This is a genomic window from Niabella aquatica, assembly GCF_054779315.1.
In genome coordinates this window covers 1-15,299 of the sequence record NZ_BAAGYM010000028.1, presented here as the reverse complement: position 1 = coordinate 15,299, position 15,299 = coordinate 1, and the positions used below count along the sequence as shown (strand labels likewise).

The following is a 15,299-nucleotide window of genomic DNA, read 5'->3' as shown; positions in this document are numbered from 1 at the left end:
TAATATTCAAACGTGCCTGACATATTTTTTGTTAAAAATCAACTCTGGCACCCTCAATATGTATTTTTCATCCGGACCTGCTGAAATTAGAATGAAAAATTTACTGTACGTTTGCGAACTTTGAAAACCAATGCGCAAATTTAAAAGAATTTACCATGCCGTACTTATACTTACTGTTATCTTCCTTTTAACGGTCAGTAAACAAATTGGCGCTATTAATTTTTTTGCAAAAAAAACTTCCGCTACCATTAATCATAGCTTAGTGGTGGAAAGCGGTGTGCTGCAACTGAAAGATACGGTTCCCTCGCGTAAAGATTCGGTTATTATTACCGATACTGCTATTGTGGATACTACGGTCACTCCTATTGATTCTGCCCGCCAGGCCCCAACCGATACATTTACTTTAAAACTCTCTAAAGACAGTTTATCTGCACCCGTTATATATAAGGCACAGGATTCCGCTATTGGTATGATTCAGGGCAAGACAATAGAGTTGTACGGAAAGGCAAAGACGGAGTATCAGAACAGTTCACTGGAAGCTCCGTATATGAGGCTGAACCAGGCTACAGGTATTGTAACGGCAAGACCCCAGAGAGACAGCACAGGGACCATTGTGGAATATGTAAACATAGATTATGGTGATGGTACCCAAAGGTCTGATACGCTTGATTATAATTTTAAAAGCCAGCAGGGTATTTTAAGAGGTACTATTTCCCAGCAGGGTGAAATGTTTGTGCACGCACAAATAGCTAAAAAAGTAAATGAAAATACCTTTTATGCAAGAGGTAACTTTTTTACAACCTGTAATCTCGATCATCCGCATTTCGGCTTTCGTGCCAACAAGGCAAAGATTATAAATAAAAAGCTGGCTGTAACCGGCGCTGTGCGTCCTGAATTTGATTCGGTACCCGTTCCTATTTATTTACCGTTTGGGTTTTACCCGCTTTACCAGGGCCGGCACTCAGGATTTATGGCACCCAGCTTTGAAACCAACGACCAGGAAGGGGTGGGCTTATCCGGCTTAGGGTATTACCTTGGCATCAGTGATTACTGGGATGTACAGGTATATGGGGATATTTATTCTTTCGGTACCTGGAGGGTAAATGCCAATCCAAAATATATTAAAAAATATAAATACCAGGGAAACCTGAACCTGGGTATACAGAGTACAAAAAGAAATACAAAGGACGATCCTGACTATTATAAAAGTAACACATACTCTTTTTCATGGTCACATTCATCAGACAGCCGGGCCAGGCCGGGTATTAATTTTTCTTCTAATGTGAACTTCAGTTCTACCAATTATAACCGGAACCTGTCCAATGTTCCGATGGCGCCCTATAACAATAACCTCAGCTCATCTATAACATATTCCAAACAATGGATCGATAAACCGTTCAACCTTACCCTGGCTATGAACCACAGCCAGAACAATACCTCCCGGTTAATGACCATTAATTTTCCTACAGCTAATTTTTCAGTCACTACCTTATATCCTTTTCAGAAAAAAGATGCTGTAGGCAAAAAAAGATGGTACGAGCAATTGGGGATAGGCTATACAGGCAGCTTCAGGAATGATTTTAATTTCTACGACAGTATCAATTATTCGCGTACTAACGACCGGATGGGGAACCGGAGGATTTTTGAGTTCCTGAAAGATACTGCCCGCTGGAGCGCCAATCATAATATACCTATCACTCTGTCACTGCCGCCTATTCTTGGTGGTGCCCTGGTAATAGCCCCCTCGGTTTCTTACTCGCAGGAGTGGGTGGATGGGATCACTACCATGCGCTGGGGGCCGAAAACTTTCTGGTATGGCGACAGCGCTTATGTAAAAGATACTATTGTGGCTAACCTGAAACGTGCATTTAAGATCAAGCAGCAGGCGTCTTTTGGTATCTCGTTTAATACGGCATTATACGGGTTATACGAGTTGCCTACTGAAAAAATAATCGCGATACGGCATGTGATGCGCCCTACATTCGGGCTGAGCTATACCCCCGACCTGAATCAGCGTTTTTGGGACGCCGTGCAGATTGATAGTATAGGTACAAAAGCAGCCTATAACCAATTAGACGGTTTGTACTCCAGGCCTGTTAACCAGTTTACCAGCAGGCGGTCGGGCGGCATCAATTTCGGGCTGGATAATAATCTCGAAATGAAAGTAAGGGCAAAGCCCAAGAAGAAAGCAAAGTCTTCAGGTCAAGAAGACCCTGCTGATGAAAATGTACCCGATAAAACACTCGACTCGTATGCCAATACATCGAAAGAAGATGCTGAAAACGGAATTAAAAAAATCAAGCTGGCGGATGGATTTGGTTTTAACGGGTCGTATAATTTCCTGGCCGATAGCATGAAGCTGTCGCCGATCAGCATGTATTTCAGAACCAATCTTTTTGAAAAAATAAATATTAACGCTTCCGCCACGCTCGTACCTTATGAGCTTAGCGAGAGTGGTTATGCCACGAGCAAATATGCCTGGGCCGATGGCGGATGGAAAGTAGGAACCGTTACTAATGCCAGTATTTCCATGAGCACCAGCTTTCAAAGCAAGCCTACAGATCCCGAAAAGGCTAAGGCCCGCGAAAAAGCCATTAATCAAAATCTGAACGACCCTATGTTGCAGGCAGATCAGCAAAGACTTATGGAATATATGCGCCAGAATCCCGCAGAGTTTGTGGATTTTAATACTCCGTGGTCTATCAGCCTGTCTTACTCGCTTAATTACTCCCGCCGCGGGCGTAACTTAAATACGCTTCAAAGCTCAGTAAGCCCGGTAACCTCCAGCGTTAATTTCAACGGGAGCTTTAATCTTACGCCTAAATGGAACTTTAGCGTAAACGGCTATTATGATTTTGCTACCGCCAAAGTGCAGACTTTTTCAATGGCTATTTCAAGGGATCTACACTGCTGGCAGATGGCCATTAACGTAACGCCTATTGGCCTATACCGGTTTTTCAATTTTACTATAAGCCCCAAAGCGGGTATATTACAGGATCTGAAGATCAACCGTACCAGATCGTTCTATTCTACCAGATGATAGTTGATAAACGATAGATAAAAGGCATAAACTATTTTTCGAATATTGAATGCACCCTATTCAAATAGCTGACTATTTAACAGCTACCAGCTTTTCTGTATTTAGCTTTCTGTTTCTCATAACTGTTAACCGTTATTTGCTATATGCCGGCTATTGAGTATAGCTTCTTCCATAATATGGTATACCTTTTCTTTTAACTCAGCAGCAGTAATGTTTTCAGAAGATACGGGAGGCAGGAAGCGGAGCTCCAGCTTTTTAGGTAAAAAGAAAAATGTTTTATTGAGGGGAACAGCTTCTTTAGTTCCTGAAATAATAGCAGGAATAATAGATGCCCCGGTTTCGTGTGCCAGCTTAAAAGCCCCGCTGTAAAAGGGTTTTAAAGGTGCTGAGGTTCTGTTGCGTGTACCCTCTGGGTAGATACACATATGCATTCCCATTTTTAGCACCTGTTTCATTTTTTCAAAACTTCTTTTGCGGCTTTGTTCATTTTTACGGTCTACCAGTACCGATCCTTTTGCATAAAACCATCCAAAAACAGGAACTTTGGCAAAGCTTGTTTTTGCTATTGTTTTGTTGGGGCCAGGGATAAAAGGCGATGACAGCGGTATATCTAATAAAGAATTATGATTACAGGTAACAATATAACTTTTCCCTTTTTCAAAGTTCTTCCGGCCTGTTATTTTTATGGGGCAGGCAATTAAAAACATCCATACCCTCATCCATATTCTTGATACCCTGATAAGAAAGTCTGTTCCTTTGGGTTCAGGAAAGAGATAAGATATCATAGAGACCGGGAAGATGATAATAAAGGTAATGATAAAGGAAATCAATCCCCATGTGGCCCATATACGGCCTGCTATTTCTTTAAGGATACCCATTGTTTTATTGAATATCGGCAAAAATAGTCGTTTTCAGTTTTGGCCATTCATCTTTCAAAACACTGTAAAATACCGAAGTGCGCCTGTTGCCGTTCCACAATAAAGAATGGCTTCTTAAAATGCCTTCCTCCACACCGCCTACTTTTTAAAGTCCTTTGCGGGCACGGGTATTTAGTACACCGGTCTTAAATTCCACTCTTTCGAAATTCATTTCTTCAGAGGCGTGGCGCATCATACAAAACTTAGCATGTCGGTTGATGCCAGTACTTCTGAACTGCGCTGCCAGCCAGCTCCAGCCAATTTCAAGGCGTTTGTCGTGCCATGAAATATTGCCGATGCTGCTACTGCCGGCAATCTGCCCCGTTACTTTCTCTATAATAGTAAATGGCATGCGCGTTCCTGCGGCTTTTTCCTGCAGGGCGCTATCCAACCAGTTTTTTAGCTGATCCGCATCGCTAAGTCTGGAAGAAAAATATTCCCACATATCCCTATCCTCCCGTGTAAGCTGCAGAAACGGAGCATAATCACCGGTTTCGATAGGGCGAAGTAAAACTTTTTCGGTTTGTAGTACTACATCATTCCGTACCATTCAATAGTTTACATATTCTATATTTCACATTTACAGCTTCCAGTCTACCGGCTCAATGCCTTGCGCGGTAAGGTATTCATTGGTTTTAGAAAAATGTTTGCAGCCTAAAAACCCGTTATGGGCCGACAGGGGAGAGGGGTGGGCCGCTTTTAAGATCAAGTGCCTGGAAGTATCGATAAAAGCCGCTTTCTCCTGTGCAAATTTGCCCCATAGTAAAAAAACGACGTGTTGTTTTTGTTCTGCAATGATTTTAATAACAGCATTTGTAAACTGGGCCCAGCCAATTTTTGCATGGCTCATAGGTTCTCCCGCACGAACCGTAAGCGATGCGTTCAGTAGAAAAACTCCTTCCGCAGCCCATTTGCTTAAGTTGCCACTTGGAGGCGCCGGCATCCCGATATCTGTTTGTAGCTCTTTAAATATATTGATTAGTGAGGGTGGAGGGGGTACGCTATCCGGCACCGAAAAGCACAGGCCATGTGCCTGTCCCGGGCCGTGATAAGGGTCCTGCCCCAGTATCAATACTTTTACTTTATCAAAAGGAGTTGAATTAAAGGCATTAAAGATCATCGGGCCTGGAGGATAAATGATCTTTTTTAATTGCTTTTCTGCTTTGAGGTGATTGACAATATTTCCAAAATAAGGTTTTTCAAATTCATCTTTTAGCTTCTCTTTCCATGAGGCTTCTATTTGTACATCCATGCCTTGTTGTTTAAAAGCTCAAACTTAATAATAATTGTTGGTGTTAATATGATGTAAAGAGGTTTTTCTCATTGTAATATAATGGAGAAAAAACTTAAATTGCCCTCATTATTTATTTCAGATTATGGATTATATAGATTATTATAAAGTTTTAGGCCTGGACAGGAGTGCTTCGGCCGACGATATCAAAAAAGCATACCGGAAGCTGGCCAGGAAACATCACCCGGACCTTAATCCCAATGACACGGAGGCTGTAAAAGTATTCCAGCAGATCAATGAGGCGCACGAGGTTTTAAGCGATCCTGAAAAACGTAAGAAATACGATCAGTATGGCGCTGACTGGAAACATGCGGAGCAGTTTGAGCAGGCCCGGCAGCAACGGCAGCAGCAAGGAGCCGGTACCGGAAGTCCTTTCGGCGGCGATGATTATGGCGGGCATTTTACTTACAGCGATGGCAGCGATTTTTCTGATTTCTTTTCGCAGATGTTTGGCGGAGCTTCGCATTCGAAAAGAAATGTGAAATACAGGGGGCAGGATTACAGGGCAGAGGTACAACTGAATTTAACCGATGCTTATAAAACGCACCAGCAAACTTTTACTGTTAATGGCAAAAATATACGTATTACAGTACCTGCCGGTATTGAAAACGGGCAGGAAATTAAAATTAAAGGATACGGTGGCGCAGGCGTAAATGGCGGTCCTGCGGGAGATTTGTTCATTACCTTTACTGTTACAAACAATACTGCTTTTACACGTAAGGAGAATGACCTATACCTGAATGCATCTATTGACCTGTATAAGGCCATGCTGGGTGGCGAGCAAATGGTTGATACCCTGGATGGAAAGGTAAAGCTTACTTTGAAGCCCGAAACGCAGAATGGAACAAGGGTCAGGCTAAAAGGCAAGGGGTTCCCTGTATATAAAAAAGAAGGTGTATTTGGAGATTTATACATAACCTGGGATGTAAAGCTGCCTGGAAACCTGAATGAAAGAGAAAAAAGCTTATTTCAACAACTGGCTGATGAAGCCTCTAAAAAATAATATATGGAAAACGGGAATCATATTTTAATAGAGGAATGCTGCAGGTATTACAGTATTGAAACATCGTTTGTAAAAAACCTGAGCGAGCATGGCCTGATTGAGCTGGAATATACCAACGAGTCTTATTTTATCAGTAGTGAACATTTGTCACTGCTGGAAAGATATATGCACCTGCATTTTGATCTTGACATCAATATGGAAGGTATGGAGGCCATCAGCCATTTATTAAAAAAAATAGAGTCCCTTCAGACCGAATTACGGGCTTTGAAGGCGTAATCTTGTCAGTTTCTTACAGGAGGGTGGAAGTGCAGTACCTGCATGGCCAGCGTATGATAGCATTCATTAAAACAGGGAAAAGCTACAATCTGTTTATACTATAACCCGTATAACAGGCAGATCAATCGTTTGCACAAGGCTTTGTAATTAAGATGTTTCCATGTTTCTTTGTAAACATTGTTTATGCTATTGTCAATCGTAATTTTATAATATGAAGCTCCTGTCATTTTTGCTTGTACTCAACCTTTTTGTTTTAACCGCATTCTCGCAATCATCACTGCCTGTTGAATTACAAACACCGGAAATTGTTTCTGTGAACAGGATGCCTATGCGCGCCAGTGCTTTTGCTTATGAAAGTGCTGCCTTAGCAGAAAAACGGGTAAAAGAAAGTTCTAAATATTTTTTATCTCTTAATGGCCAATGGAAATTTAACTGGGTACAAAACCCTAACGACAGGCCCCAGGATTTTTATACACTTACTTATAATGATAGTAAATGGGTGAACTTTCCCGTTCCTGCCAATTGGGAGCTGAACGGCTATGGCCTGCCTATTTATGTAAACCAGCCTTATGAGTTCGCTGGTGCTAAATTTAGAGGAGGAAGGCTGAACCCGCCTTTTGATATTCCGGACGATAACAATCCTGTAGGCTCATACAGGAAGAAAGTAGTGATCCCGGCCGACTGGGATGGCAGGCAAATATTTATTCACCTGGGTGCTGTAAAGTCTGCTTTCTTCATTTGGGTGAACGGTAAAAAAGCGGGGTACAGTGAAGACAGCAAGCTGGCTGCAGAGTTCGATATAACTGAGTATGTAAAACCAGGGGAAAACCTGGTGGCTTTACAGGTATATCGCTGGAGCGATGCCAGTTACCTGGAGTGTCAGGATATGTGGCGTATTTCCGGCATTGAAAGAGACGTGTACCTGTATGCTACTCCAAAGCTGGATATAAGGGATTTTAAAGTGCAAAGCAATCTTATAAATAACTATAAGGATGGCAGTTTGCAGGTAGATGTTGAAGTAAACAGTTATAAAACCGATGTAAAAACCCTTCATTCCAAACCTGATTCATTTACTGTAGAAGCGCGGCTCACCGATGCTTCCGGAAAAGAAGTTTGTAAAGAGATTTCTGGTATTCATACAGTGCTGGGGCACTATAAAACCAATGTTTCTTTTAAGAAGGAAATACCTGCAGTAAAAACATGGACTGCAGAAACACCCTATTTGTATGTGCTTAATTTAACATTAAAAGACAAAGAGGGCAAAATATTGGAAGTAGTGCCGGTACGCGTAGGTTTCAGAAGCATAGAAATTAAGGGAAGGGATATGTTGGTGAACGGGAAGCGTGTTTTTTTTAAAGGGGTGAACAGGCATGAGCACAATCCCAAAACAGGCCATGCTTTAACAAAAGCAGATATGCTGAAGGACATGGAAATGATGAAAAAGCTGAACGTAAATGCAGTTCGTCATTCTCATTATCCGCCAGACCCTTACTGGATGGAGCTTTGCGATGAATACGGGCTGTATGTTATTGACGAGGCTAACATAGAATCGCATGGCAGAGGCTATGACCTTGAATACACTTTTGCGAATGATAAAAAATGGCGCACCGCACATTTAGAACGCATAAAGAGGATGTATGAACGGGATAAGAACTATCCGTGTGTTATAACCTGGTCTTTAGGCAACGAAGCCGGCAACGGTGTAAATATGTACGAGGCTTATGATTGGCTGAAGAAAGAAGATACGCGACCGGTGCAGTACGAGCGTTCAGAGCGGGATTACAATACTGATGTTCTTTGCCCCCAGTACCCTTCTCCTGATTGGGTGGCAGGCTGGGGAAAGTCGAAAGACCCCCGTCCGCTTATTATGAGTGAGTACGCCCATATTATGGGTAATAGCCTTGGTAACTTTAAAGATTACTGGGATGCTATAGAATCTACCCCCGGTGCTCAGGGTGGTTATGTTTGGGAGTGGATCGACCAGGCTTTTGATACAGTTAAAAATGGGAAAAGGATTATGGCCTATGGCGGGGATTTCCCTTTAACAGGCCCTGTAAATGAGGATTTCAGCGATAATAACTTTTGTGTAAAAGGTGTGGTTACCGCCTATCGGGAGCTTACGCCAATGGCAGTGGAGCTGAAAAAAGTGCACCAGTTTATAAAAACAACCTATAAAGGAAATAATACGGTCCATATCACTAATGCCTACTCTTTCAGAAATATGGATAATGTACAGTTAGAGTGGTCGGTTCTTGAAGATGGGCGCGTTATAGCAAAAGGAAATGTTGAGCAACTGGATATACAACCCTGTGCAGGGGCCGATATCCAGTTACCTGTAAAGCTAAACCCTAAAGAGGGCAGGGAATATCTTCTCAATCTGCGGTATGTTTTAAAAAATGGCGAGCCTTTGCTCGACAAGGGATATGAAATAGCGTATGAGCAGGTGGCATATGCCGGTATGCCTGCGGCAGCAAAACCATCTATATCCAAAGCAGCAGTGAAGGCCAGCCAAAGCAGCTCTTTGCTCCATGTAACGGGTAAAAATTTTGTGGTCACTTTCGATACAAAAAAAGGAGTGCTTACTTCGTATAAAGTAAATAGTATACCAGTACTCGAAAGTGGCCCGGTGCCTTCTTTTTACCGGGCGCCTACAGATAATGATATAGGTGCGGGATTGAACCAGTCTTTACGTAACTGGCGGAATGCTTACGGGCAGGAGGATGTGGCAACAGTCAAAACGGAGCAGGTAGCAGATAATGAGTACAGGATCACCTTCACAAAAAATATTTTAGATAACAAAGCGCAAACGGTCCAGGTATTTTCTGTGTATGGTGATGGCAGCATCAAAGTAAATAACAATTTTAAAATAGAAAAAGGAAGCTATAAAACGGTGATGCGCATTGGTAACGATCTTGAAGTAAATAAACAACTAAACCATATCCGGTGGTATGGACGTGGCCCCTGGGAAAATTATTGGGACAGGAAGTATGCCAGTGAAACAGGTATTTATACTCAAACACTGCAACAACAGTATTTCCCTTATGCCCGACCGCAGGAAAGCGGCAATAAAACAGATGTACGGTGGATAACGCTCACCAACAATAAAGGCAAAGGGATCAGGATCGATTTTGCAGACAGCCTGCTATCCGTATCTGCGTTACCCTATAGCCTGAATGATTTGGATCCGGCTCCTGAAAAGCATCAGTATCATTCTGGTGAGCTTACAGAGCGCGACAGGATTTACATGCACATCGACCTGTTGCAATTAGGTGTTCAGGGTATAGACAGCTGGGGAGCTATGCCAATGAAAAAGTATTGGATCATTCCTGGAGAGTATCATTACAGTTATTGGGTCAGGCCTTTACAGTAATCCGGATGTATACTTTTTTCATGGTGAATTTTTTTTGTGCAAACGTTTGCCTGTTTACTATAGAGGGTAAACGGTTATCTTTAATCTTCGCCATTGAGATCGGTGGTATAAACTAAATAAATTTTTAAGCCCATGATGAACAGGTGGAAAATTTGCTTTGTTGCCTTTGCGTTGCTGGGCCTGGTAATGCAAGGTTGTAATAGTGCTCAAAAAGTTGCTCAAACAGGAGCTACACAGGCCAGAGGCATCAGGTCTATTGCTGTTCCGGCACCACCGCGTCCTGCAGGACAACAGGACATGCTGGCTTTTGCAGCGCCTAAGATCCCTGTAGTAAGGGTTGGCTTTATTGGTTTAGGTATGCGCGGCCCCGGCGCTGTAGGGCGCTGGACACAGATCCCGAATACCCGAATAGTAGCTCTTGCAGACCTGAGGCCGGAAAGGGTAGAAGTGGCCCAAAAAATCCTTGATAAAAATAATGTAGCCCGTGCAGCGGCCTATTCAGGAGAAGAAAATGCCTGGAAGAAGCTCTGTGAAAGAGATGATATTGACCTGGTTTATATAGCCACTGACTGGAAACATCATGTTCCTATGGCTTTATATGCTATGGAAAAGGGAAAGCACGTAGCTATAGAAGTACCTGCTGCCATGAATATGAAGGATATCTGGGATTTGATCAATACTTCGGAAAGAACACGCAAGCATTGCATGATGTTGGAAAACTGTGTGTATGACTTTTTTGAACTTACAACCTTAAATATGGCACAGAAAGGGTTGTTTGGCGAAGTAATACATGCTGAGGGTGCCTATATTCACAACCTGTCAGAGTTTTGGAATGATTACTGGAATAACTGGCGCTTAGATTATAATAAAAATTATCGTGGCGATGTGTATCCTACACATGGCATCGGGCCTATATGCCAGGCTTTAAATATTCACAGGGGCGATAAAATGAATTACCTGGTTTCCATTGATACAAGATCATTCAATGGCCGGGAAGAGTGGAGGAAGCTGAAAGGAGAGGATCCTGGTGCGTTTAAGAACGGAGACCAGACCATTACCATGATCAAAACCCAGAATGGTAAAACCATGCAGATACAACACAATGTGATGACGCCCCGTCCTTACTCTCGTATGTACCAGCTGACCGGCACAAAAGGTTTTGCCAATAAATATCCTGTTGACGGATATGCACTGGATGCCGAGCAGGTAACAGCAGATATAACACCCGATCATGAGAAGCTGAATGCGCACAGCTTTGTAAGCAAAGAGGTTAAAGAAGCCCTGATGAAAAAGTATAAGCATCCTATTCACCAGGAACTGGAAGAAACTGCCAAAAAGGTTGGCGGGCACGGTGGTATGGACTTTATTATGGATTACCGCCTGGCATACTGTTTACAAAATGGCCTTCCGCTGGATATGGACGTTTACGACCTGGCCGAGTGGTGTTGCCTTACAGAGCTTTCGGCTATTTCTATTGAAAATGGCAGCGCACCTGTACTGATACCTGATTTTACAAGGGGCGCATGGAACCGTACGCAAGGATTTAAACATGCTTTTGTAAAATAGATAGTGGTATTTTTCGGGGATAAACTCCTGTATCAGTTTGTGAGCAATCAATTAGGTATATGAAAATGCCCCCGGCATCCGGGGGCATTTCTCTTTATACGAATAGAGGTTTTAAGCTTCCTTCCTCCTTTGTATCTTTTTATTTCAGCACGATATCTCCAAAGCTGTTGCTGATATTAACTACAGCTTTTCCAGAACCTGTTTTGCCGCTATATTTTTTATCAAATGTAGGCCCGTACTTTTTTTCCCTGGTTTCATTAGTCAGGTTCAGCTTACTGCTGTTTTTTAGGTCACCGAAGCTGGTACTTATAGTAAAAGTAGCATCTAATGATGGAGAAATATGCAGTGTCACATCAGAGTATGATATTTTCATATCAAGCCGGTCCAGCTTGCTTGGCAGTCCGATCTTTGAGCCTTTGCAAAAATCAATTCTAGTAGTGATGTTGCCCGAAAGGTTATCAATTTTTAAGTCCGAATAGGAGATCTTCATATTACCATCGTTTATTGATTTTGAGATAAGCGAGCCGAACTGTACTTTAATATCCTTTACTTTCGGTAATACCCCGGTTTCGATATCACCAAAAGACTGATCTATATTTACTTCTCCTGGCCAGTCTGGTATATACGTATTTCCAAATTCATTTTTAACGGAAAGCGGGTTGGAAGAGGGCATATAAACCGTATAATTTACCTTCATTTTTATGTTCTTGCCTTTATTGTTATTGTTGCCGGAGAATTTGGTTGTAAAACTGATGAAATTGGCTTCAGTGCTTTCAATATTGATGTTGTCGATAATATTTTGTGCTACCTTATCGTCATTAGCATACACTGTGATGCTAACATCCACTTTTACTTCTTTCCTGTTCCAGTTGTTTACAGTTACTTTCCCAAATTTATTGCTGATCTTTACCTCCTGGTTATCGCGTAATGAATAAGTCTTGGAATAGGTTTTATTTTTTTCACCATCATCTGCATGAGCTACCAGTGTTAAAGCTGTCAGCAAAAGCAGGAGGCTATAAGCTTTTATAATCTTTGCCATTTTGTTTATTTTTACGGTGTACTTGTTTCAGTATTCCTAATTGTGTATTTAACAGATCTGTTTGCATTTTTAAATTGCCAATCATGGCTTCCAGGAGTTTCTCACTGTTGATACCGGTTTTCAGCTGTGCTTTCAGCGCATCATATGAGGTTTCTAGCATTTCTATGTCTTTCGAAAATTCTTTATACAACTCTGGTTCACTTTTTTTCAAAGCCTGCATCTGCTCCTGCTTTATTTCAATAAGCCTTGTATAATGATATAGCTCTTCTTCCTCTTTTTTAATGGGTAGCTCCGGCCTTTCATTCAAATCCTTTTTATTGCCTCCTATGTTTGCATGGTCCCTGGGTGTATCACTGTTTATAACTACCGGTGATTGCTTTTCGTTAAGAGGGCTGCTGTCTGGAATATAATTACCTCCATTTCCGGCTATCTGTGGCTCATGCACGGGCCCTGCCTCTTTATTAAGAATATAAAGCAAAGCAGCAGTAGTAAGTATAGCTGCTACGGCGGCCGCCGCTTTGATCCGGTTTTTCATAAAGAAAACCTTCGCCTTTTTTTCACTTTTTGATGCTTCCAGCTTTTTTTCAATACGATGCCATAATGCATCAGATGGCTGGTAGCTGTCAAATGCGTCCTTATGATCCTGTATGAAATTCTCTAGTTTCTTACTCATTATGTTGCGTTTACGGCATCTATCACTTTTTTCCTGGCACGGTGATAAATGGTTCGTACATTATTGTGAGATATATTTAGTAACACGGCAATTTCTTCCTGCTTTAGCCCGTCTATTACAAACAGGTTGAATATCACCCTGTAATTTTCAGGTAAGTTCGCTATAGCCCGTTTAATTTTATCTATATCAGCCTTAAAATCGTCTTCATCTACCTCCTGATCTGTGCTGCTGTTGATGTTTGTAAGCTCCGCATCTACCCATTTTATTTTCTTTTTCCGTAGCAGGTTAACAGATTTATTGATCACAATCCTCCTTAGCCATGCCTCAAAAGAGCTTTTATAAGTAAATTTTTCCAGGCTGTTGAAGGCATCTGTAAATGCTTCCTGTACCATATCCTCTGCATCTGCCAGGTTATTTAATAGCCGCATACTGCTGTTAAGCATGGGCCGGGCATACCGGTTATATATATTATAATACGCCTGCCTGTTACCCTCACGGCAAAGTTCTACCTGTTCGTCCAATGTTATTTCAGCCGTAAGATTCAATATTTATTGCTGCTTTTATAGAATAATCGCAAAATTGCAAAGAATGTTACACTTGTTCAGGCCCACTTCAAAAAAAGCCGGATAATTAACCGGGATATTTTCAAAAAGCGTGTAGATAATACTATCTTTAAGGAATGAGCAGAAACCAGAACAGCTTAGTGATATCTCGCTATTTAACAGATATTATCAATACCGGCGTACACCCCGATTTGCCCATAATAGAATCGAGGCGGGTAAAAATGCTGAATATTCTGACCATGATATGCATGCCATTTGTTGTATTGTTTCTTGCGCTCAATATTGTTCAGAACAGGTATTTACTGGTTGGGCTGAACCTGGCGAATCTTATTTCTTTGTTATTACTGATTTTGATGCATAAGCACAGGCTATATCAGAGCGCCAAGCTTGTAAGAATTGCCTTTTCCATCATTATTTATACATTGTCTGGACTGTTTTATCAAAATGGAACAGAATATTGCCTGGTTGGAACGCTTGTGATTTTAATTCTTGTATTTGATAATAAATGGCTCATTGGTGGCCTGAGTATTTTGACTGTGGCTGCAATCCTGGCCGTTCTCAATTTCAATATCGATTTGCCGGGTGAAGCGCAGATATCACCGGGCCGTATCAATAGCGTTGTTGCTATATCTTTAATGTTCGTTATAGTAACTGTTGTTTTTTTTAAATATGTCCAATCAGATTACCAGCAGGAAATAGAAGCAAGGCAGCAGGATCTGGTTATGACGAACCAGAACAAGGAGCGACTCTTCTCTATTGTTTCTCATGATATAAGGGGCCCCTTATTAAGCCTTGAAAGGGCTCTTGACATGTATCGCAGCGATCTACTGGATAAAGAAGATATGCTGGAGGCGACAGGGTCTTTTCAAAAAAAAGTAGCTCAGCTGAATAACACAATAGGGGAATTGCTGCGTTGGAGCGCATCAGGTATGCAGGGAATTCAAACAAAGCCGGTTTTTTTCCCCCTTACAGATCTATTGAATGAGGTGCTTCATTTTTTTGAATTCATTATGCAGCAAAAAGGGATTGCGGTAAATGTAAATGTACCTGACAATATCCGGATTTTTGCAGATCGCGACCAGGTAGCGGTGGTGTTGCGCAACCTGTTGGGCAATGCACTAAAATTCAGTTATCCCGGAGGGGAAGTAAGTGTTTCTGCAGAAAATGCAGCAGATGGCGTAGCCATTTATATAAAAGACCAGGGAACTGGTATGGATGAAGAAATCAAAAATAAGTTATTCAGTAGCCGGCAAAATCCAGCTTACGGAACCAATGGCGAAAGGGGCGCGGGGCTTGGGCTGCTGCTCTCCAAAGAATTTATCACCAAAAATGACGGTGATATAGCTTTAGAAAGCTCCCCGGGAAAAGGCACGTGTTTCCGGCTGCTGTTTCAAAAAGGAAAGGAGACACAGGTCATGTCCTAAAATATCCGTGTATAAGCCTGCTTACAAAAATGCTATAGGGTCTTCCTGAAAATATGTAATGCAGTGTAGGCTTGTATTTTATTAGCAAAAGAATATAAAAAATGCCTCATTTGGAGCAAAAATTGCTTTAAGTGAGG

The 15,299-nt window shown here is 41.8% G+C and carries 13 protein-coding genes; 6 read left to right on the top strand and 7 right to left on the bottom strand.

Annotated features, from left to right (window positions below; translation table 11 throughout):
- Positions 1–130 precede the first annotated feature (130 nt).
- On the top strand, positions 131–3,040 hold the full coding sequence (locus tag ACYVBM_RS17810; protein ID WP_460687052.1) for a putative LPS assembly protein LptD: 2,910 nt from the start codon (positions 131–133) through the stop codon (positions 3,038–3,040).
- A gap of 125 nt (positions 3,041–3,165) precedes the next feature.
- On the opposite strand, the gene ACYVBM_RS17805 is transcribed toward ACYVBM_RS17810, so the two are convergent.
- The 4 genes from ACYVBM_RS17805 to ung are packed head-to-tail and all read right to left on the bottom strand — an operon-like array spanning position 3,166 to position 5,209.
- Entirely contained in the window at positions 3,166–3,918 is a 753-nt protein-coding gene (locus ACYVBM_RS17805) for a lysophospholipid acyltransferase family protein (RefSeq protein WP_460687051.1), read from the bottom strand.
- A gap of 4 nt (positions 3,919–3,922) precedes the next feature.
- A complete protein-coding gene (locus tag ACYVBM_RS17800; protein ID WP_460687050.1) occupies positions 3,923–4,051 on the bottom strand; it encodes a hypothetical protein in 129 nt (42 codons plus the stop codon).
- A 12-nt stretch (positions 4,052–4,063) separates the two neighbouring features.
- The gene (locus ACYVBM_RS17795; protein ID WP_460687049.1) at positions 4,064–4,507 is read right to left on the bottom strand and encodes a GNAT family N-acetyltransferase; all 444 of its coding nucleotides are present in this window, start codon (positions 4,505–4,507) and stop codon (positions 4,064–4,066) included.
- Positions 4,508–4,537: 30 nt separating this feature from the next.
- Entirely contained in the window at positions 4,538–5,209 is a 672-nt protein-coding gene (ung, locus tag ACYVBM_RS17790; protein ID WP_460687048.1) for a uracil-DNA glycosylase, read from the bottom strand.
- Positions 5,210–5,333: 124 nt separating this feature from the next.
- Between ung and ACYVBM_RS17785 the strand changes: the two genes are divergently transcribed.
- The 4 genes from ACYVBM_RS17785 (at position 5,334) to ACYVBM_RS17770 (ending at position 11,463) form a co-directional block, all read left to right on the top strand.
- Positions 5,334–6,251 carry a DnaJ C-terminal domain-containing protein gene (locus ACYVBM_RS17785; RefSeq protein ID WP_460687047.1) on the top strand — a complete coding sequence of 306 codons (918 nt, stop codon included), beginning with the start codon at positions 5,334–5,336 and terminating at the stop codon, positions 6,249–6,251.
- A gap of 3 nt (positions 6,252–6,254) precedes the next feature.
- The gene (locus tag ACYVBM_RS17780; protein WP_460687046.1) at positions 6,255–6,527 is read left to right on the top strand and encodes a chaperone modulator CbpM; all 273 of its coding nucleotides are present in this window, start codon (positions 6,255–6,257) and stop codon (positions 6,525–6,527) included.
- A 211-nt stretch (positions 6,528–6,738) separates the two neighbouring features.
- The gene (locus ACYVBM_RS17775; protein ID WP_460687045.1) at positions 6,739–9,897 is read left to right on the top strand and encodes a glycoside hydrolase family 2 TIM barrel-domain containing protein; all 3,159 of its coding nucleotides are present in this window, start codon (positions 6,739–6,741) and stop codon (positions 9,895–9,897) included.
- Between the two features lie 132 nt (positions 9,898–10,029).
- Positions 10,030–11,463 carry a Gfo/Idh/MocA family protein gene (locus tag ACYVBM_RS17770; protein ID WP_460687044.1) on the top strand — a complete coding sequence of 478 codons (1,434 nt, stop codon included), beginning with the start codon at positions 10,030–10,032 and terminating at the stop codon, positions 11,461–11,463.
- Between the two features lie 139 nt (positions 11,464–11,602).
- Here the strand turns inward: ACYVBM_RS17770 and ACYVBM_RS17765 are convergent, their stop codons facing one another.
- Genes ACYVBM_RS17765 through ACYVBM_RS17755 form a run of 3 tightly spaced genes read right to left on the bottom strand, consistent with a single transcriptional unit; the run spans position 11,603 to position 13,720 of the window.
- Positions 11,603–12,502 carry a DUF4097 family beta strand repeat-containing protein gene (locus ACYVBM_RS17765; RefSeq protein ID WP_460687043.1) on the bottom strand — a complete coding sequence of 300 codons (900 nt, stop codon included), beginning with the start codon at positions 12,500–12,502 and terminating at the stop codon, positions 11,603–11,605.
- Positions 12,477–13,175 carry an anti-sigma factor gene (locus ACYVBM_RS17760; protein ID WP_460687042.1) on the bottom strand — a complete coding sequence of 233 codons (699 nt, stop codon included), beginning with the start codon at positions 13,173–13,175 and terminating at the stop codon, positions 12,477–12,479. Before ACYVBM_RS17760 ends, ACYVBM_RS17765 begins: the two co-directional genes overlap by 26 nt.
- Entirely contained in the window at positions 13,175–13,720 is a 546-nt protein-coding gene (locus ACYVBM_RS17755; protein WP_460687041.1) for an RNA polymerase sigma factor, read from the bottom strand. Before ACYVBM_RS17755 ends, ACYVBM_RS17760 begins: the two co-directional genes overlap by 1 nt.
- Positions 13,721–13,854: 134 nt before the next feature.
- Between ACYVBM_RS17755 and ACYVBM_RS17750 the strand changes: the two genes are divergently transcribed.
- Positions 13,855–15,162, top strand: coding sequence for a sensor histidine kinase (locus tag ACYVBM_RS17750; protein ID WP_460687040.1), 1,308 nt, complete (start codon positions 13,855–13,857; stop codon positions 15,160–15,162).
- Positions 15,163–15,299 lie beyond the last annotated feature (137 nt).